Annotated in this window: 22 protein-coding genes, 1 rRNA gene and 1 pseudogene; 20 read left to right on the forward strand and 4 right to left on the reverse strand. The window is 38.1% G+C overall.

What is annotated here, in order from left to right; translation table 11 throughout:
- Positions 1–300: 300 nt before the first annotated feature.
- The 5 genes and pseudogenes from QH639_RS18385 to QH639_RS18405 all read left to right on the forward strand — a co-directional run bounded on the left by QH639_RS18385 (position 301) and on the right by QH639_RS18405 (position 3,698).
- Positions 301–885 (forward strand): recombinase family protein, encoded by a 585-nt coding sequence (locus QH639_RS18385; protein ID WP_002308171.1) that lies wholly within the window; start codon positions 301–303, stop codon positions 883–885.
- A gap of 90 nt (positions 886–975) precedes the next feature.
- A complete protein-coding gene (locus QH639_RS18390) occupies positions 976–1,248 on the forward strand; it encodes a helix-turn-helix domain-containing protein (protein ID WP_233274053.1) in 273 nt (90 codons plus the stop codon).
- A pseudogene (locus tag QH639_RS18395) lies at positions 1,194–1,835 on the forward strand (AAA family ATPase). The gene QH639_RS18390 and the pseudogene QH639_RS18395 overlap by 55 nt, the downstream one beginning before the upstream one ends.
- Positions 1,836–1,942: 107 nt before the next feature.
- Positions 1,943–2,203 (forward strand): hypothetical protein, encoded by a 261-nt coding sequence (locus QH639_RS18400; protein WP_002344568.1) that lies wholly within the window; start codon positions 1,943–1,945, stop codon positions 2,201–2,203.
- A 277-nt stretch (positions 2,204–2,480) separates the two neighbouring features.
- Positions 2,481–3,698: an IS110 family RNA-guided transposase gene (locus tag QH639_RS18405; RefSeq protein ID WP_281114971.1), complete on the forward strand. Its 1,218-nt coding sequence runs from the start codon at positions 2,481–2,483 to the stop codon at positions 3,696–3,698.
- Here QH639_RS18405 and QH639_RS18410 read toward each other — a convergent pair.
- From QH639_RS18410 to QH639_RS18420, 3 genes are all read right to left on the reverse strand, one after another.
- Positions 3,695–4,150 (reverse strand): HK97 family phage prohead protease, encoded by a 456-nt coding sequence (locus QH639_RS18410; protein WP_281114972.1) that lies wholly within the window; start codon positions 4,148–4,150, stop codon positions 3,695–3,697. The two genes, QH639_RS18405 and QH639_RS18410, sit on opposite strands and share 4 nt — an antisense overlap.
- Entirely contained in the window at positions 4,143–5,369 is a 1,227-nt protein-coding gene (locus tag QH639_RS18415; RefSeq protein ID WP_152071518.1) for a phage portal protein, read from the reverse strand. The genes QH639_RS18410 and QH639_RS18415 overlap by 8 nt, the downstream gene beginning before the upstream one ends.
- A 147-nt stretch (positions 5,370–5,516) precedes the next feature.
- Positions 5,517–6,122 carry a terminase TerL endonuclease subunit gene (locus QH639_RS18420; RefSeq protein WP_281114973.1) on the reverse strand — a complete coding sequence of 202 codons (606 nt, stop codon included), beginning with the start codon at positions 6,120–6,122 and terminating at the stop codon, positions 5,517–5,519.
- Between the two features lie 50 nt (positions 6,123–6,172).
- Here QH639_RS18420 and rrf point away from each other — a divergent pair.
- The 12 genes from rrf to rsmI all read left to right on the forward strand — a co-directional run bounded on the left by rrf (position 6,173) and on the right by rsmI (position 14,652).
- Positions 6,173–6,288: ribosomal RNA gene (rrf, locus tag QH639_RS18425) — 5S ribosomal RNA — on the forward strand.
- 105 nt (positions 6,289–6,393) lie between these two features.
- On the forward strand, positions 6,394–6,831 hold the full coding sequence (locus tag QH639_RS18430; protein ID WP_237898987.1) for an SRPBCC family protein: 438 nt from the start codon (positions 6,394–6,396) through the stop codon (positions 6,829–6,831).
- A gap of 279 nt (positions 6,832–7,110) precedes the next feature.
- The gene (locus QH639_RS18435; RefSeq protein WP_284705957.1) at positions 7,111–8,535 is read left to right on the forward strand and encodes an aminotransferase class I/II-fold pyridoxal phosphate-dependent enzyme; all 1,425 of its coding nucleotides are present in this window, start codon (positions 7,111–7,113) and stop codon (positions 8,533–8,535) included.
- 17 nt (positions 8,536–8,552) lie between these two features.
- Complete coding sequence (gene tmk, locus QH639_RS18440; protein ID WP_131522710.1) at positions 8,553–9,182, forward strand: dTMP kinase; 630 nt, start codon at positions 8,553–8,555, stop codon at positions 9,180–9,182.
- A 312-nt stretch (positions 9,183–9,494) separates the two neighbouring features.
- Positions 9,495–9,824, forward strand: a complete 330-nt coding sequence (locus QH639_RS18445; protein ID WP_004229230.1) for a cyclic-di-AMP receptor — start codon at positions 9,495–9,497, stop codon at positions 9,822–9,824.
- A gap of 108 nt (positions 9,825–9,932) precedes the next feature.
- On the forward strand, positions 9,933–10,373 hold the full coding sequence (locus QH639_RS18450) for a YaaR family protein (RefSeq protein WP_131522709.1): 441 nt from the start codon (positions 9,933–9,935) through the stop codon (positions 10,371–10,373).
- A gap of 150 nt (positions 10,374–10,523) precedes the next feature.
- Entirely contained in the window at positions 10,524–11,528 is a 1,005-nt protein-coding gene (gene holB / locus QH639_RS18455) for a DNA polymerase III subunit delta' (protein WP_048395429.1), read from the forward strand.
- On the forward strand, positions 11,521–12,336 hold the full coding sequence (locus tag QH639_RS18460) for a PSP1 domain-containing protein (RefSeq protein WP_048395431.1): 816 nt from the start codon (positions 11,521–11,523) through the stop codon (positions 12,334–12,336). Before holB ends, QH639_RS18460 begins: the two co-directional genes overlap by 8 nt.
- 27 nt (positions 12,337–12,363) lie before the next feature.
- On the forward strand, positions 12,364–12,720 hold the full coding sequence (gene yabA, locus QH639_RS18465) for a DNA replication initiation control protein YabA (protein ID WP_004229222.1): 357 nt from the start codon (positions 12,364–12,366) through the stop codon (positions 12,718–12,720).
- Between the two features lie 63 nt (positions 12,721–12,783).
- Positions 12,784–13,533 (forward strand): tRNA1(Val) (adenine(37)-N6)-methyltransferase, encoded by a 750-nt coding sequence (locus QH639_RS18470; RefSeq protein WP_131522707.1) that lies wholly within the window; start codon positions 12,784–12,786, stop codon positions 13,531–13,533.
- Positions 13,517–13,780 (forward strand): GIY-YIG nuclease family protein, encoded by a 264-nt coding sequence (locus tag QH639_RS18475; protein ID WP_004229219.1) that lies wholly within the window; start codon positions 13,517–13,519, stop codon positions 13,778–13,780. The genes QH639_RS18470 and QH639_RS18475 overlap by 17 nt, the downstream gene beginning before the upstream one ends.
- Complete coding sequence (rsmI, locus tag QH639_RS18480) at positions 13,777–14,652, forward strand: 16S rRNA (cytidine(1402)-2'-O)-methyltransferase (RefSeq protein WP_131522706.1); 876 nt, start codon at positions 13,777–13,779, stop codon at positions 14,650–14,652. Before QH639_RS18475 ends, rsmI begins: the two co-directional genes overlap by 4 nt.
- A 234-nt stretch (positions 14,653–14,886) precedes the next feature.
- On the opposite strand, the gene QH639_RS18485 is transcribed toward rsmI, so the two are convergent.
- The gene (locus tag QH639_RS18485; protein ID WP_004229214.1) at positions 14,887–15,165 is read right to left on the reverse strand and encodes a transition state genes transcriptional regulator AbrB; all 279 of its coding nucleotides are present in this window, start codon (positions 15,163–15,165) and stop codon (positions 14,887–14,889) included.
- Positions 15,166–15,499: 334 nt separating this feature from the next.
- On the opposite strand from QH639_RS18485, the gene metG reads away from it, so the two are divergent.
- The 3 genes from metG to QH639_RS18500 all read left to right on the forward strand — a co-directional run bounded on the left by metG (position 15,500) and on the right by QH639_RS18500 (position 19,862).
- A complete protein-coding gene (metG, locus tag QH639_RS18490) occupies positions 15,500–17,491 on the forward strand; it encodes a methionine--tRNA ligase (RefSeq protein WP_284705956.1) in 1,992 nt (663 codons plus the stop codon).
- Between the two features lie 253 nt (positions 17,492–17,744).
- On the forward strand, positions 17,745–18,515 hold the full coding sequence (locus QH639_RS18495; protein WP_131522704.1) for a TatD family hydrolase: 771 nt from the start codon (positions 17,745–17,747) through the stop codon (positions 18,513–18,515).
- 135 nt (positions 18,516–18,650) lie between these two features.
- Positions 18,651–19,862, forward strand: a complete 1,212-nt coding sequence (locus QH639_RS18500; protein ID WP_131522703.1) for a resuscitation-promoting factor — start codon at positions 18,651–18,653, stop codon at positions 19,860–19,862.
- Positions 19,863–19,928: the final 66 nt, after the last annotated feature.

Consider the following 19,928-nt stretch of genomic DNA (forward strand, 5'->3'; position numbering starts at 1 on the left):
GAAGAAAAAAAGCAATCTCAAAATTGTCGTAGGATTTCCTAGTAAAATAGTAGCAGTGAAGAATAAGTAAAACCTATCCTATATTTATTTGCTTTATATTCACTATTTTATTTCTATACTGAAAGAAGCTCATAAATAGAGTGGACAGAAAATCAGGCGTTTCTGAACAGTCTATTTTTTTATCTTATTTCTATAATTTTGATTCTATTATGTGTTCATAAACCCATATCAAAATCTATGTTCATTTATACCATCGGTATAAAGTTATGTTACAATAAAATTAATGAGGGAGTGATTTTTTTGAAAATAGGATACGCCCGGGTATCTACTGGTTTACAAAATTTGGATTTACAAGAAGACAGCCTAAATAAATTTGGTTGTGAAAAAATTTTTACCGATCATATGAGTGGGGCAAAAAGTAATCGACCAGGATTAGAAATGGCGATTGATTTTGTTCGCTCTGGCGATACACTTGTCGTTTGGCGATTGGATCGATTAGGACGGAATATGGAAGATTTGATTTCAATTGTCAATCGATTGAATGAACGCGGCGTAAGTTTTCATAGTCTTCAGGAAAATATTACAATGGATAAATCTAGTTCGACTGGTCAGCTAATGTTTCATTTGTTTGCAGCATTCGCAGAATTTGAACGCAACCTGATTTTAGAAAGATCCGCAGCAGGACGAGCAGCAGCTCGAGCAAGAGGGCGATTTGGAGGACGTCCTGAAAAATTAAAAGCACAAGACTTAGAATTATTAAAGACTCTAGTTGATAGTGGAACACCTATTAAAACTATTGCCGAACGTTGGAATGTTTCTCGAACAACGATTTATCGTTATTTAGATAAAATGGAGGGAAAAGATGGAAAAACAAACGCTCACTAATTTTTCAGAACAGCAAAGAATAGATGCGATGAAAAAATATAAAATTATTGAGCCTTATCTTAATAAACAAAAACGATAAAAGAAATAGCTATTAAAAATAAAGTACCTACTCGTACACTCTATCGCTGGGTACAAAAATATGAACATGATGGTCTAGTTGGTTTAATTAGGAAGATACGAACTGATTTTGAGCAAATTAGGGTTTCAGAAGAAGTTAGACAAAAAATAGAAGAATTTGTATTGAGACACAAAAAAATAAGTACAAAGACATTATCTCGAAAAATTGTTTCCTATTGTAAAGAGAACAAATTACCTATCATCATGCTGATGATATTGGAAAAAATGCAACAGATGAAATATTAAGTATAAATAAAGTTTTTTATACTGCACCAACTGAAAAGATGTCTCGTGTCAGTTCTGATATTAACACAATAACTAGTAGAATAGGTCTGACTAAAGCAATGCATATGGTACTAAAATACAATCAAGAAGATCCTTCTGTGCCTAAAACCTATGAAGCAATTGATTTAATTATTGTCGATGAAATTGATCGTTTAAAGCTTCAGCATTTAGAACAGCTAAGAGATATTTATGATAGAAATGATCTGGCAATGGTTCTTAACGGTATGCCTGGTATTGAAAAAAGGTTGTCTCGTTATCCGCAACTTTACTCTCGCATAGGATTTGCTCATGAATTTGATAACCTTAGTAAGGATGAAACACATCATATTTTGAAATACAAGTGGTCAGACTTAGGAATTGATATTAAGTTAGAAGATTTTTCTGATTATGAGGCTATCACAACTATCATTAAAATTACAAAAGGAAATTTTAGGCTTATTCATCGTTTATTTGCATAGATTGATCGTATTTTAAGAATCAATCAAATAGATAAGATTACTGTAGAAGTTGTCGAAGCAGCAAGAGATAGTTTAGTGATAGGTATATAAAAAGCTACCAAAAATTGGTAGCTTTTGTCATTTAATACTAAAAATTTTTGCCATTTAAATAGAAAAGTGACATTCACAACAACTATCTTGTGATGGAAAACCATCATGTGGAACTTACAGAAGAAGGCGTTTGTTATTTCAAAGACTTAGGAATAGATATTGACGCACTGAAAAAACAATCTGGAGCATTTGTGAAACCTTGCTTAGATTGGACAGAACGAACATTTCATTTAGGAGGAAATCTCGGGAACGCGTTTTTCCGATGGTGTAAAGAGAAAGAATATATCACATTGAATCCAGAAAACAGAGGTGTTCGCTTAACTGCTGAAGGAAATTTATTTTTCAAGAAATTTAAAGCGAGCCAATAGGAAAGTCGTTTCTAATACAATAAACATACTAAGATTAGAGGGGAACATCATTGACGAATGATGTTCTCCTCTATTTTCTATTTTTAGATTATAGTGAAGAGTGAAAGAAAGTTCGAACAAAGCCTTGAGGACTACGAGTCCCTATCAAAAACCGAACTTCTTTACTGTCATTTTAGAATCAGGTTTACGTATGTTGGGGCCATGAGCCCGTGTATAGGAAATTGGAATCGAAATGAAGCAGTAAAGTTCTTTCAAAACTTAAAAAGGAGGAAAACAAATGCCTTACATTCTTGCATTAGATGTTTCAATGGGACACAGCTACAGTGTCCTATACAAAGACGACACCTGCTTATTTGAAGACGAGATCGAACACACTCAAAGAGGATTTCATGCATTACTCGAAGAGATCCAGCACTTGCCTGAACGTCCATTGATTGTTTTTGAAGCAACGGGGATTTATTCCAGACCAGTCGAAAAGTTCTTTCAAGATCATCACTTTCCTTACTGTTTGTTAAACCCGTTAGAGGCGAAAAAACAGATGGAAGAAAGCACCTTACGCAGTTGGAAAACAGATAAATCGGATGCCCACCGGCTCGCACAGACTCATCTTAAAAATCAACGTCAGCCAAAAGAAGTACAAAGCAATTTTTACTTAGAGATGCGCGATTTAGCCCGTTTTTATCAAGAAATTGAGAAGAAAATCACTCGTCTGCGCATGGATTTACACAACTGCCTTCAATTGACTTTTCCAGAGCTTGAACAGTTCTTTTCAAACAGGCTGACCCCTTACGCATTGACATTGATCCGTCTTTTTCCCCATCCAGATTTTGTATTGGCATCTACTCGGACAAAAATAAAAAATAAACTGATCAACGAAACACGGAAAAAAATCTCCGCGAATCGTGCCGAGCAAAAGGCAGATCAAATCATCCACTATGCACAGTGTGCCTATCCAGCTGTTGAAAAAGACAGTATCCACTGTCAAAAAACGATCTATTACGCCGAACTTCTCCAAGATTTACTCGAACAAAAAAAAGCACTGGCGACACAAATGATCAAAAAAGCCGAAGGCTCTCCTTGCTTTTTGTTGTACCAAACGTTCCCTGGGATTGGCGCACTCACAGCCGCTTTATTGCTCGGTGAATTAGGAGATATCACACGATTTAAAACCCATAAACAATTGAATGCCTTTGTCGGAATTGACATCCGACGATATCATTCAGGTAAGTATACTGGCCAAGACCGCATCAATAAGCGTGGTAATCCCAAAGCACGGAAAATTATTTTCTTCACCATTCGAAATATGATTCGCCAGCAACGCGCAGCTCCTAATCATATTGTCGATTATTACTACAAATTAAAAAAGCAACCTATCCCTAAGAAAGATAAGGTTGCCACAGTTGCTTGTATGAACAAGCTTCTGAAATGTATGCACGCTATGGTTAGGGCACATACAGAGTACGACTATGCGTACGCGGTCTCAGTGGACCATTAACTAAACCACTTACAGTATACCACTTCTTTGCCCAGAATAACAACCCCATCCTCATCCTGATACCACTCCTCACCGTCACGGGCGACACGGAAAGCGAAAGATGACTGGTTAATATCTCCACGTTGCATCGGGGCCAGCACTAGATCACGAATGGTCTGTGTCTCCGGAGCCTGGATGTCATAGCGTAATCCGCGCTCATCAACTGAAAGATTCAGCGTGCCTGCTGCACTACGCCCAAGAATAAAATTAGGATCGTGGTTAAACAGTGCGCGTACATCATCACCAAGCACATCGTCAAAAGCGCCGGGCCGGATGATTTCGCGGAATGAACCGAATATCAGCTCAGAACGACAGTCAAACACCGATCCATAACCGATAATGTGCGCCGGGTTATCGTCATGCCTCTCAGCACGCACCTCACCGCTGTAACAACGGATTTCACGGTCATTCATTGGTTTTTCCCTCATCGTTTTTTGGGGGCTTAAAATCTCCTGCCGGGTTAGCAGCGTTCACGCTTACCAGCATCTCATCCAGCCCTTCAACCGGATTCATATCCTCGAATGCGCGGGCCTCATTACGGCTCATCCATCCATCGGTAATAGCGAAGTGATAGAATTGCGCGCGCTCCTGCGGAGTTCCGCGTAAAAGCCCCGTCAGATTGAACCTGACGTAATACCCGGCGGCTAACTCAGCGCGGGTAAACAAGCGACGGTTAAGCTCCTGCTCCCAGTTCATCACCCACGGCATCATCGTGTAGCGGACAAACTGAATCGCCTGCGCAGAAATATTGGAGAAGGTGGCTTTTTCGAGGTCATTAATCATGTGCGCAGGAATATTGAAAATACCGGCAATCATTGAACGGTTCAGTTTCATCATGTCAATGATCTGAGCGTCAACTGGCGACACAGTCAGTGCCTTGTAATCCAGATCGGCTGGCAGCAGCATGGTTTTGTTTTCCTGGCTGCGTAACGCCTGCGATGCCTTCTGCCACTGATCTTTAAGCCAGCCCCAGCTGTCCTTATTGAGTCCGCTTTTAACGGATACTATCCCCGCCGGACGGGCATTACCGCTGAAGAAGCTTTCTGTGTATTTCTGACCGCTCATCCCCATGCCTATTGTTTCGGCATGTTGCATAATCGGACTCAGCCCCATCTTCTGATTATTACCCAGCGCTCGGATGTGGATCATATCGTCGGGGCTGATCGCAAACGCCCCATATTCGTTGTACAAACCGTAGGTGTATCGGCCACCAGTATTCATCAGCGTCGTTTCCCACGGCATACAGCAATCCAGGGATATGACTTCACCGCGACGATTACGTTTCACCCAGGTATACCCATTCCCCCAGCCAAGGATGTGACGTTGCTTCAGTTCGCGCCATTTGTAACTGGTTTGCCAGGTATTGGGCTCATCATGAACCAGATAAAACGCCGGATGATCGCGTGCGGGCTCAACCTTCCCATTGTGCCTGCGCATAACATGCAACGGCATCTGGGCAAGGCTGGAAGACAGGACATAGATACAGGAATACACCGCAGCCAGTTTCATCGCAGTTTCAGGACTGACATAAACGTCTGCCCGGAACAGCCCATCAGTATCAACGGCATCCCCGGTTATCGGGGTGGAAGGATTCTCCAGTGATTTACTTCTGAACAGAGCATCAAGCAGCACGCGTCCCCCTTCTGGCCATAGCCAGTGCGCCCACCAGCAGTAAACCGCCGGACAGCATCAGAGCCGGAGCCATACCAAACTGCAGGTAAAACCCGCACGTAAGCAGGCCAAAACCAGCCAGCCCGATAACATCAGCAATTAGTGATTTCATAGAATTAAGAGATCATCGTCCGGATCAAGAGATGAAAGGAAATCGTCGGGTTCTTTGAGCATTGCCCGACCGATCGCCATAATCAGTGCAACCGCACCATCGATTTTGTTTTCCGCCTGCTCCTTGACAGGCTTCACCACATCATCGTTACCCGGAATGGTTTTGCCGACCACGTTGCCGATACACCAGGTCATGATGGGATTGCCGTCATGATGAAAGCGCCCCGATTCAATTGCCGCTTCCAGCTCTTTCATCGGGTCGGACATGTTGGTGTAGTTCTGAATGATAGTGATGGGGTTCAGGTCTTCATCAGCAAGGTCATGTGACAACCCGGTCGCCCCGAAGGGGTCGATGGGTGACTCACTGACCGGGCTGATTTTGTTCGCCGCTTTGGCCTCCTCGAGGATGTAGCGATAATCCACCTCCGCACCATCGGTAACGGTCAGAACGCCCATTTCCACCCATTTCTGAAAGCGTTCGGCTGTCCGTCGATCTTCATTTTTCTCGACGCTGTACACCGTGTCATACGGTACCCAGAAACGCGGGGCCACACTGTAGTAATGCGTTTTACCGTCAATCTCGCGGGTATAAAGTCGCGCCATGCTGTTCATATCCAGCTTACGCGCCAGGAATCTTTCAATTAAATACAAAGTCTAGTGATGATGGCAAAGAGGTCACACCCGTTCCCATACCGAACACGGAAGTTAAGCTCTTTAGCGCCGATGGTAGTTGGGGGCTTCCCCCTGTGAGAGTAGGACGTCGCTAGGCAAAAAAGTAACCACTGAGAAATCAGTGGTTTTTTTGTGTGTTTTGAAATTTGGAAAATGTTAAAGTTTAATAGAGTGATCAAAATATTCAAAGGGGTGTAATAGAATGGCAACAGGACAATATAGTAAGGTAATCAATATACAGAAAAATAAATTAGAGGGCTTTATTCATAATAAGGAACAATGGGCAGTTTTAATACCAGGTTACTTACATCACGAATTACTAAATGAAGATGATATGATCTGGGTCTTCCAAGGAGACTTTGGCTTAATTCAGAAAGCTGTTAAAGTAAAACTTAAAGTACAAAAATCAGAAGCTCATCAAATACAGTTTGATTTAGAGGGTTTATCTGATCCGATAAATGGTAATGGCTCTTTTGAAATCATACAAGATCAAAATGATTCACTACAACTCACTGGTAATTTAACAATGAAAGCTAGTGGATTTTTAGCAGGAATGATGAATCCAGTATTAGATAATTTTGTACCTCGACTGGTTGAGCAATTAGTGGAAGCAATGGCCATTCAAGCATTACAAGATTAGTTATATGGAAATATTGGTGAACCGATTTTGACAGAGAACAGCAATAATCGATTTTATTTTAATAAGTAAGTCTTACTGCTGCAAAAAAAGATGGTTTGGGTCTAGATGACTCTATTTTTGAGTGAGGCGTCAACGATAATGCCATCAAGCTGTGGTTAATTTTGATGAAAGGGTTTGTTTATTAAATAAAAAGTGGATTACCTAGCGGAGGGATAGCTTTTTTCTCTCCTTATAATTTCGTATAATTAAAAGAGAATCTAACGAAAATGGGTGTTTGTTTTGCAAAAGAAAAAACCAATTATAGAAGGGTTAGAACGTTTTCGACAGCAACAAAATATTTCTTTTCATGTCCCAGGTCATAAGCATGGCGAACTATCCCACCTTCCACAAGCATTTAAGGATGTAATGCGTTATGATGTAACGGAGTTATCTGGATTAGATGATCTACATTACCCTGAGGAAATGATATTAGAAGGCGAAAATTTATTGGCAGATACATATGGAGCAACAAAGAGTTTCTTTTTAGTAGGAGGGTCTACTGTTGGCAATTTAGCAATGATTTATGCTACTTGTAACAAAGGCGATACCATTATTGTTCAGCGTAATGCACATAAATCAATTTTCCATGCTATTGAACTTGTTGGGGCTAAGCCAATTTTTGTGTCTCCGCTATGGGATGAACGGACAATGTCGGCGACACATGTAACTTATAGAGATTTAAAAGAAGCCGTAGAAAATTATTCAGAGGCGAAAGCAGTCGTTTTAACATATCCTACTTATTATGGGATGACTTCGAATGACATACAGCAACAAATTGCTTATTGTCATGAGAAGGGAATACCTGTATTGGTGGATGAAGCACATGGCGCTCATTTTAATGCATGTACGCTATTTCAGCCATCTGCATTGACACTTGGTGCAGACGTTGTTGTGCAATCAGCTCATAAGACTCTACCTGCTATGACGATGGCTTCATTTATGCATGTTAAGTCGGAATTGATAGAGGCTGACAAAATACATCATTACTTACGCATGTTACAATCTAGTAGTCCATCTTACTTATTATTAGCATCATTAGATGATGCTCGCTATTATGTACAGACATATATGGAGAGTGATGGGGCATATATAATAGAAAAAAAGAATCAATGGGTAGATGCATTACGAGCAATTGGAACATTAGAAGTAATTGAAGTAGATGATCCACTTAAAGTATTGTTACGTGTTAATGGTTATAGTGGCTTTCAATTACAGGAGGCATTAGAGGCAAAGCATGTGTATGGAGAACTTGCAGATGCCAATCAGGTTTTATTTGTGTTACCTTTGCTGAAGCAAGGACATACCTACCCATTTGCTGAAATCAGGGTTCGTATAAAAGAGGCTATAACAACGTTACTAAACACAGCTAAATCAGATAGCATAACGGCCTCTCAAACAGCCTATCATTTTGTACCGATTACTGAGCCTGTATATACTTTTAATGAGGTTGCATCATTAAAGAAAGAATGGTTACCATATATGCGTACAATGGGGCGAATTTCAGCGAATATGATCATTCCTTATCCACCTGGTATACCATTATTAGTACCAGGAGAAAGAATAACAGTAGCTAAGTTAAGTCAATTGGAAGAGCTACTAGCAGCAGGTGCAACATTCCAGGGGAATCATCGTTTAGCAGAAAAAATGATTCAGGTTATTAAATAGTTGGAGGCAATAACAGCATGAATAGCAATTTATTTATTACATTTGAAGGACCAGAGGGAGCAGGGAAAACAACGGTCATTCAAATGATAGCAGAGCGATTAACAAAAAATAATATTGAAGTTCTAGCAACAAGAGAACCAGGTGGAATTGAGATTGCGGAAAAAATAAGAACGATTATTTTAAATCCTGCACATACTGCTATGGATGAACGAACAGAAGCATTGTTATATGCTGCAGCAAGAAGTCAGCATTATTTTGAAAAAGTACGTCCTGCATTAGATGCAGGGAAGTTAGTGATATGTGACCGTTTTATCGATTCCTCTTTAGCCTATCAAGGATATGCAAGAGGTATAGGTGTCAATGAGGTGCTTTCTATTAATGAATTTGCTATTGGAAAGAAATTACCTGACGTGACCATCCTATTTGATCTTGCTCCAGAGGTTGGCTTAGCGCGTATTCATGCAACTGGCAATCGGGAAGTAAACCGCTTAGATGTTGAAAGCTTGGCGTTTCATCAGAAGGTACGTGAAGGATATTTACAATTAGTAGAGCAGTATCCAGAGCGAATACGTGTAGTCAACGCGGATCAAGATATTGAAAATGTTGTGGAAGATGTATGGTCATTATTATTGGAAGCAATGCAGTAAATGCATGAAGTTGTCTACAACAATGTGATATAATGATACTATCCATTAATTTATCTTCACTAAGAGGGCATCATTGGTAAAAGTACCTCTTAGGTCTGACACGCCTTCGTGTAGATACATTATGTGTTTAGGGAACCTTGTAGATGTCTCTTTTAAAACTTTCTTATAGAGTTTTTGTGTCAACATGATGATGTTCCTCTAGTTTAACAGAAGTTTAAACTTCCGATGAACTAAGATAAATATTTATAAGCTAAGGCTTAAGAATAGAATTGAAATCTATCTAGGTGAATTTTATAAAAGGGGTGAGTGCGAATGAAGTTAGTCGTAGCTGTAGTGCAAGATCAGGATAGCAGCCGCTTATCAAATGCTTTAACGAAAAATCAGTTTCGCGCAACTAAATTAGCGAGCACAGGAGGATTTTTACGTTCAGGAAATACGACATTTCTTATAGGAACTGAAGACTCTCTCATACCCAAACTTTTAGATATTATTCGGGATAATTGTCGGGCAAGAGAGCAAATGGTTGCACCCGTTTCTCCGTTAGGAGGAAATGCTGATTCCTATATACCTTACCCTGTGGAGGTAGAGGTGGGAGGAGCTACCGTATTTGTTTTACCGATTGAACAATTCCATCATTTTTAAAAAGTAGCCTCCGAAGCTAAAGCATTGATTATTTGTTACTATTAAACATTTTATTTAAAAGCGATTATGCCTAGGAGAATAGATGAAAATTGTGGGGGCGAAACCAGCTTGAAGATTAATCAAGATATACGTGTCGGGGTAAATACAAATCGCAAAGAGCCACTACAAAATAATAATCAAAATAACCGATTTGGAGATATGGTCGTCAAGCAAGGTAATAAGCTGCAAACAGAACAACTCACACGTTTGTTAGGGGATATATCTACTGCAGGGGACCGAGTAGCTAGATCACGTAATTTACGAGAACTTGCTAGGTTTAAAATGCTTGTTAAACGATTTCTACAAGAGACAGTAGAACATGGTATGGAGTTAAAACAATCACATACTTGGAATCGTTTTGGTGAAGGAAGACGTCTGAAAATCATTGAAACCATTGATACACGTCTTGTCGAGCTTGCACAGGATCTCTTAGACGAAGAAAAAGAAGCAATAGATCTTCTTGATAAAATCGGTGAAATTAAAGGCTTACTAATTAATTTATATATGTAAAACCCGTGTCTCGTTCTCATTTAGGCGCGGGCTTTTTTCAAATGTTGATGTGGCTACTCGCCATTAAAGTAAACAACTGTAATGTTTCTTTACAAGAAGTGCAAAAATAGTATCACCTTTTGTTATAGAGACAGGAAGGAATTTAAATGTATGGCCAAGAATGTTGAAGAGCTACTCACACTGCAACCAGTCGTAATGAAGCAGCTTCAAACAATATTTGACAAGAATAGATTAGCACATGCATATATTTTTGATGGCGAAAAAGGGACAGGCAAGGCAGATATTATGCACTTTTTTGTCAAATTAATGTTATGCGAGCAACCAAGTGGAAATGTTCCATGTGAAACATGTCGAAATTGCAAACGTGTAGATTCGGGAAATCATCCAAATATTCATCAAATTTATCCAGATGGTCAATTCATAAAAATTGATCAGATGCGAGAACTTATCGGAGAAATGAAAATGGTGGGTGTAGAAGAAGGACGTAAGATTTATGTGCTTCATCATGCAGACCGTCTTAATACAGCCTCTGCAAATATGATACTTAAATTTTTAGAGGAGCCAGAAGGAGAAGTAACTGCCATATTACTAACTGAGCAAATGCAGTCAATTCTTCCAACTATCCGTTCTCGTTGTCAACATATCAAATTTCAAAAAATGCCACGTCATGTTTTGTTGAAGCATTTACAGGAAAATAATATTTCTCATTCAATGGCCTCAACAGTAAGCATGATGACAAATGAGCTCGAAACAGCGATATTTTTAGCAAATGATGAGCAGTTTGCACTCGCTCGAAAAACAGTGTTAAAATTAGTAGAGGCCATTCGGCAAAATGTACACGAAGCATTGCTTATTGTGCATGAAGAGTGGTTGCCTCACTTTAAAGAAAAAAGCGAGATGGAGCAAGCATTGGATTTACTACTATTTGCTTACCGTGATATAGTGTCAATAAAAGCTAATCCCGAGGCAGCTTGTACTTATCCAGACATGTTACCATTATTTAAAGAAGTTGCGTTATATTCCACTTATGAAAGATTATCAAATCAGATGGAATCTATTTTACAAGCACGCGCCTCTTTACAGCGTAACATGAATAGGACGTTATTGATGGAGCAGTTAATGCTAAATCTGCAGGAGGGATATACATTTGTATAATGTAGTAGGAGTCCGCTTTAAAAAGGCGGGTAAAATATATTATTTTGATCCGGCATCATTTCTACTAGAGGATAGTCAATATGTTATTGTAGAGACAGCCCGCGGTGTAGAGTATGGAAAAGTAGTTGTTCCTCAAAAAGTTGTGGGTGATAATGATGTTGTATTACCACTAAAACAAGTACTCAGACCAGCAGATGATCGTGATCGTATACAAGTAGAGGAAAATGCAGCGGAATCAAAGCGTGCATTTGAGCTCGCTAGTACTAAAATTATAGAGCATAATTTAGAAATGAAACTTGTAGATGTTGAATATACATTTGATCGTAATAAAATTATTTTTTACTTTACAGCTGAAGGACGAGTTGATTTTAGGGATCTAGTAAAAGATTTAGCCTCGGTTTTTAGAACACGTATTGAACTTCGTCAAATTGGTGTGCGTGATGAAGCCAAGCTTTTAGGTGGTATCGGTCCATGTGGTAGAATGCTTTGTTGTTCTACATTTTTGGGTGATTTTGAGCCCGTTTCGATTAAAATGGCTAAAGATCAAAACCTATCATTAAATCCTTCAAAAATATCTGGCCTTTGTGGACGTTTAATGTGTTGCTTAAAGTATGAAAATGATGAATATGAAGAAGCAAAAGAGGGCATGCCAGATGTTGGTGAGATAACAATGACACCAGATGGCCGAGGGAAAGTAGTAGGGCTAAATGTGCTGGAAAGACTTATTCAAGTATATTTACATGAGCAGGAACGCACAGTTGAGTATACACTAGAAGAACTGCTAGCATGCGAAAAAAATCTTATTTAAGATAGAGAATTTAACGAGGTGGCTTGGGTGAAGGACCGTAATTTCTTAGATACCGTTATGGAGTTCGAACAACAGCTCGAAGCAATGCAGGAGCAATTTGGTGCATTGAAACAATTTGTAGCGTTAATGATGGAAGAGCATAAGGCGCTTGAAACAGAAAATCATCACCTACGTACACGTCTAGAAGAACTACTTTCTAATACAAACTCCGTACAAGCTGCTGAAGTAAAGAAAGAGAGTCCGCTAGATATTGGTGAGGGATATGATAACTTAGCTCGCCTCTACCAAGAGGGCTTCCATGTTTGCCATGTTCATTTTGGAAGTTCACGTAAGGGTGAGGATTGTCTGTTTTGTCTATCATTTTTAAATAAACAAAATGTGTAATAAAAGGCTGATTCCCGCTACGGTGGTGTCAGTCTTTTGTTTTGTAGCGTAGGAGGAGTAAGCATGGAAAAATGGCTAAAAGGTGACGAGCGGTTAGATTATTTGTTGGCTGAGAATTTACGTATTATTCAAAGTCCCTCTGTCTTTTCGTTCTCATTAGATGCAGTATTGCTTTCGAAGTTTGTCAGTATTCCTTATCATAAGGGAAAAATTGTTGATTTATGCTCAGGAAATGGTGTGATCCCACTTTTTTTAAGTGCACGTACAAAGGGACAGATAACAGGAGTAGAAATTCAGCCACGTTTGTTTGAGATGGCAGAGAGAAGTATCCGTTACAATCAGCTAGAACAGCAAATTCAAATGATTCTTGGAGATGTTAAAGAAATACCGAAACAACTTGGCATTGAAAAGTATGATGTGGTTACCTGTAATCCACCCTATTTTTTAGCACATGAAGCAAGTGATAAAAATCTTAGTGAGCATCATGCCATTGCACGCCATGAATTGTATTTAACATTGGAAGAAGCGATTCAATCAGCAAGTAAATTATTAAAGCAAGGGGGCAAGGCCGCATTTGTCCACCGACCAGGGCGATTATTAGATATTGTGACAGCTATGCGAGCAAATCGCATAGAGCCTAAACGGATGCAGCTCATTTATCCGAAGGAAGGAAAAGAGGCGAATACATTATTAATAGAAGGAATAAAAGATGGCAAGCCTGATTTAAAAATTCTGCCACCGTTGTATGTTTATGATGCCAATAATGAATACACGACAGAAGTGAGAGAAATTCTTTATGGAAAAGAGCAATAATCACTACTTTTATGTGTTAGAGTGTGCTGATCAAACTCTTTATGCAGGGTATACAAATAATATAGAAAAACGTGTTGCTGTACATAACGCTGGTAAAGGAGCAAAATATACAAGAGCTAGAGGTCCAGTGAAATGTATTTACAAAGAAATATTCGAGACAAAGCAAGAAGCAATGCGTGCTGAATATGCCTTTAAGCAATTAACAAGAACACAGAAAATTAATTATATAAGGAGGGGTGAATCGTGAAATCACAAAAAAGTACAATACACGATCAGACAGGTTGTTTATATCTGGTAGGAACACCTATTGGTAATTTAGAGGATATGAGTGTGCGTGCACTTCGCATTTTAAAAGAAGCAGATATAATCGCTGCAGAAGATACTAGAAACACCAAAAAGCTGTGTAACTACTTTGAGATTGACACACCACTAATCAGCTACCATGAGCATAATATAGCCGTAGGTGGAGAAAAATTATTAACATTACTACAAGAAGGAAAAACAATTGCATTAGTAAGTGATGCAGGTTTACCTTGTATTTCTGATCCAGGTGCAGATATAGTGGAAAAAGCAATTGCCCAAAACTTTTCTGTTGTACCAGTACCAGGGCCTAATGCAGCAATTTCAGCATTAATTGCATCTGGGTTATCGCCACAACCATTTTTCTTTTATGGATTTTTGAATCGCGGAAAAAAGGAACGTCGCCAGCAATTAGAACAATTAAAAAAACGCCAAGAAACGATTTTACTATATGAGGCACCACATCGCTTAAAGGATACATTAAAAGATATGGAAGCTATACTCGGAGAACGTCGTATTGTTTTAGCTCGAGAGCTGACAAAGAAGTTTGAAGAGTTTTTACGAGGTACTTTGTCTGAAGCTGTAGAATGGTCACAAACTGAAGAAATACGAGGAGAGTTTTGTATTGTTCTTGAAGGTAATAGCTGTGTAGAAGAGGAAGATCGTGAAGAAGCCTATTGGCAAAACATGTCCATTGTTGAACATGTGGATTTCATTATCAATCAATCGAATGTATCTTCAAAAGAGGCCATTAAAGAAGTAGCTAAGTTAAGGCAAGTGGCAAAGCGAGATGTTTATAATGAATATCATAGTGAATAATAGTAAAGAGTTACCTTATTAGGGTAGCTCTTTATTTTTATTTGTTAATGACACCGAAACTTAAAAGTTGAAAAGTAATAATTTTGAGACACAATTTTAAATTGATAATAATTGTAAATAATAGTAATCTTAAAATAGAAAGGTCTGACATGGACATTATAAGGGCTTAAGAATTTGGTTATATTAATAAACAGAAACACCTAAATCACTGTTTTGATTTAGGTGAGTAACTAATTATTTTTTTAAGTTAGATTGAATTTCTTTAACTAACATTTCAGCGCCTTCTGGACTTAAAATTAATTTGCCTCCAACTAGACGGAAGTTATCATCTGAAACTTCACCAGTAACAGCACATGTCATATTAGGCATATATTTTTTTAAGATGATTTTATCATCATCCACATAGATTTCTAAAGCGTCCTTTTCAGCAATACCTAGCGTACGGCGTAACTCGATAGGAATTACTACACGACCTAACTCATCGACTTTACGAACAATCCCTGTTGATTTCATAATAGATTTCCTCCTAATTTATAAAAGTTATATTGGTATTTCGTCAAATTTCGACATTATTTCGTTGTCTGATAGTTATCATACCAAGTAATGCCATAAACGTCAATTAATTAATGCACTATTATTATGGTTTTTAAAAAAAATTTTTGAGAAGAATGCAGGTATTTTAATTTTTTTAAAAGGTTTTTAATAAATATTTTTGTTAATAGTAAAAAAGGTTCTTATTTAAGTCATTTAATGGATTAAATATATTATTCGACAATTTTCGCGTTTAATAAACTTTCATTGAAACGAATTTCGTACTTCGTTAGAATAGAAAGTATATTGTAAAACAATGGAGGCAGTTCTTGTGAGTGAACAACAAAAAACATTCTATATAACAACACCCATTTACTATCCAAGTGGGAAATTTCATATTGGTACGGCATATACAACAGTAGCATCTGATACTATTGCACGCTATAAACGTTTAAAAGGTTATGATGTACGCTTTTTAACAGGAATGGACGAACATGGTCAAAAAATTCAAGAAAAAGCAGCAGAAGCGGGTAAACATCCTCAAGATTATGTAAATGAAATTGCAGATGCTGCGAAAAAACTTTGGGGTTTAATGGATATTTCTTATGATGACTTTATTCAAACAACGCAGGATCGACATACGAAAGCTGTCGAAAAGATTTTCCAAAAGTTTTTAGATAATGGTGATATTTATAAAGGTGAATATGAAGGCTGGTACTGTACACCATGTGAATCATTCTTTACAGAGACTCAACTAGTTGACGGAAACTGTCCTGATTGTGGTCGTCCGGTGCATAAGGTTAAAGAAGAATCGTACTTCTTTAATATGAAGAAATATGCAGATCGTTTATTAGCTTATTATGAAGAGAACCTTGAATTCATTGAGCCAGAATCACGAAAAAATGAAATGATTAACAACTTCATTAAACCAGGGCTAGAGGATTTATCGGTATCAAGAACATCCTTCGACTGGGGAATTAAAGTACCAGGAGATCCAAAGCATGTTATTTATGTATGGGTTGATGCATTAACGAATTATATTACAGCCTTAGGTTATCTATCAGAAGATGAATCATTATTCAATAAATATTGGCCAGCAGATGTACATGTAGTTGGGAAGGATATTGTTCGTTTCCACACGATTTATTGGCCAATCTTCTTAATGGCATTAGATTTGCCATTACCGAAAAAGGTATTTGCTCATGGTTTTATTATGATGAAAGACGGTAAAATGTCTAAATCAAAAGGCAATGTAATTTATCCTGAAATGTTAATCGAGCGTTATGGTCTAGATGCGACGCGTTATTTCCTATTACGAGAATTACCATTTGGCTCTGATGGGGTATTTTCACCGGAATCATTTATTGAACGTACAAACTTTGATCTGGCTAATGATTTAGGAAACTTATTAAATCGTACAATTTCAATGATTAATAAATATTTTGATGGTATTATTCCGACAGAAAATCTTCAACCGACAGAATTTGATGCAGCTTTAAAAGAGCAAGCTGAGTCGGTACGTATTAAATATGAAGAAAGTATGGAAAAAATGCAATTTAGTGTCGTTCTTGCTGACTTATGGACGCTTGTTTCACGCACAAATAAGTATATAGATGAGACACAACCTTGGGTGTTAGCAAAAGAGGAGTCAGACAAGCCAAAATTAGGTGCAGTTATGCGAAATTTGGCAGAAAGCTTACACCAAATTGCTGTCATGTTGCAACCATTTATGACAACAACTCCAAAACGTATGATCGATCAGTTAGGATTAGATGACAAATTCTTAGCATGGGATACAATTGAAACATTCGGCAATACTATTCCAGCAAACATTAAAGTGGTAGAAAAAGGGATACCGATTTTCCCACGCTTAGAAAATGAGGTTGAGATTACTTATATTCGCGAGGAAATGCGTGGCTCTGTGAAAACACCACAGGATGAAGAAATTAAAAAGGTAGCAAAAACTGAAGAAAATCCAGAAATTCCTGAAATTACTATTGATGATTTCATGAAAGTTGATTTGCGTGTAGCTACTGTGACTGCATGTGAAACGGTTCCGAAAGCAGATAAATTATTAAAGCTTCAAGTTGATCTAGGATATGAGCAACGTCAAGTAGTTTCAGGTATTGCGAAATTCTATACACCAGATGAATTAATAGGTCAAAAAGTGATTGTCGTAGCCAATTTAAAACCAGTAAAATTACGTGGTGAAATATCACAAGGAATGATTTTAGCTGGTGAGAAAGATGGAATTTTAAAATTAGCATCAGTTGATCCTAAACTGGAAAATGGTGCAAAAGTAAAGTAATGAACTTAAGGAAGGCCTGCTGAATAGAAATTATTCAGCAGGCTTTTCAAATCTGTTAGAGAAATTGAAATTAAATTATTTCGAAATAATTTATGGTGCTTAAAAAATACGGTTTTATGGGTTTAAAGAACTACTTTAGGTAATGTCGATTAAGTGGAATGTCACAATGTCGAATAGTTTGTAATGAAATTGTAATGATCACGAAAAATATGAAATAATAAATTTTAATAAAATCAATGTTAGGAGAATGAAGATGTTTATAGATACACACGTACATTTAAACGCAGATCAGTATGAGGAAGATCTTCAAGAAGTGATTGATAGAGCTCTTGAAGCTAAAGTGGAAAGAATGGTAGTTATTGGTTTCGACCGTAAAACCATTGAGAGAACAATGCAATTAATAGAGCAATATGATTTTGTTTACGGTGTCATTGGCTGGCATCCAGTAGACGCTATTGATTGTACTCCACAAGATTTAGAATGGATTGAGCAATTAGCTTCACATCCAAAAATAGTTGGCATTGGTGAAACGGGATTGGACTACTATTGGGATAAGTCTCCAAAAGACGTTCAACAGGAACTTTTTCGCAAGCAAATTCAATTAGCTCAAAAGATCAATTTACCAATCGTTATTCATAATAGGGATGCAACAGGTGATGTTGTACAAATTTTACGTGAAGAAAATGCTGCATCCGTAGGGGGGGTTATGCACTGCTTTAGTGGGAGTGTAGAAACAGCGCGTGAATGTATAGCTATGAATTTTATGATTAGTCTTGGGGGACCAGTGACATTTAAAAATGCACGTCTACCAAAGGAAGTAGCGACAGAAATTGCTCTTGAGCACTTGATGATTGAAACAGACGCTCCTTATTTAGCTCCACATCCACATCGAGGTAAACGCAATGAACCCGCTTTCGTGCCTTTAGTTGCTGAGGAAATCGCACGTTTGAAAGGGTTGACAATTGAGGAAATTGCACAAGCAACTACAGCCAATGCGAAAAATTTTTTTGGGATTGACAATTAACTAGCTTAGATGCCTCCAATACAGGGTTTGTGGTTGGCAAAAAACAAGAAGTCAATTTTCAGAGAAATACTTTCGGGTTGACAGTGCCAAAACTAGTCCGTATAATCCAACCTTGTATTAAGGAGGCGTTTTTTCATGTCAAATAATTCCATGAAAAACTTGTTCTTAGGATCATTGAGGAGTAAGCAAACAGTGATAAGAATTATTTCACTTGTCCTGTTTGTGTCTGTAATCTCTTTCGTGCTTTATCAAGGTACGAAAAAATCCGTTAAGCTTGAAGCAAATGGAGAAACAATCGAAGTATCAACACATGCCAAAACTGTAGAACAATTATTACAAAATCAAAATATAGATATAGCAGAGCATGACAAAATTTCACCCTCTCTGAACACCAAAATTGTTAATGGATTAGCAATTACATGGGAACAGGCAAAAGAAGTAACTATTTCAGTTGATGGAAATCAGTCAAAAGTTTGGACAACTGAAACACTTGTGAAGAACATTTTGAAGGAAGCAAATATTAAAGTATCTGAACATGACTCTTTAGCGCAAGGTCTAGATACTGAAGTAGGAGCAGAAAACAAAATCGATATTCAAAAAGCGTTTCAAGTAGCGCTTGTCGATGGCGTAAATAAAAGACAAGTATGGTCCACTTCGACTACGGTCGCTAACTTTTTAAAACAACAAGGAATTCAGCTAAATGAATTCGATCGTGTCGAAAATAACCTGGAGAACGTTATTACTCCGGAGAGTAAAATCACAGTAGTTCGCGTAGAAAAGGTTATCGATGTAGTGGAAGACTCTTTAGATTTCGCAGTTGAAAAGAAGCAGGATGCTTCATTGCAAAAGGGGAAACAAAAAGTAGTAGCAACGGGCGAGAAGGGTTCGGTTTCTCGTACGTATGAAGTTGTCAAAGAAAACGGTAAGGTTGTGGCAAAAAACCTGCAATCTGAGAAAGTATTAAAAGAGCCGAAAAAACAAGTGGTTGCAGTAGGCACAAAAACAATCGTTGCAAGTGCAGCAACTGTGTCACGTGGTTCTGCAGAGCCTGCTAACGGTAAAGAATTTTATGTAACGGCAACAGCATATACACCATATTGCAACGGTTGCACTGGTACATCAGCAACTGGTATAAACCTACGTTCAAATTCTGGCTTGAAGGTGATCGCAGTTGACCCTTCTGTTATTAAGTTAGGATCAAAGGTTTGGGTAGAAGGCTATGGAACTGCTATAGCTGGGGATACTGGTGGGTCAATTAAGGGTAATAAGATTGACATACTTGTACAAACAGATGCCCAAGCACGTAACTGGGGACGTAAGAAAGTGCGCGTTAAAGTATTAAATTAAAAAAATTGTAAAATTAATCAAAATGTTTTTTCACAAATGGAGCTTTCCTGTTTTGACTGGCGGGAA

It is taken from the genome of Lysinibacillus sp. 1 U-2021, from assembly GCF_029916965.1.
GTDB lineage: Bacteria > Bacillota > Bacilli > Bacillales_A > Planococcaceae > Lysinibacillus > Lysinibacillus capsici.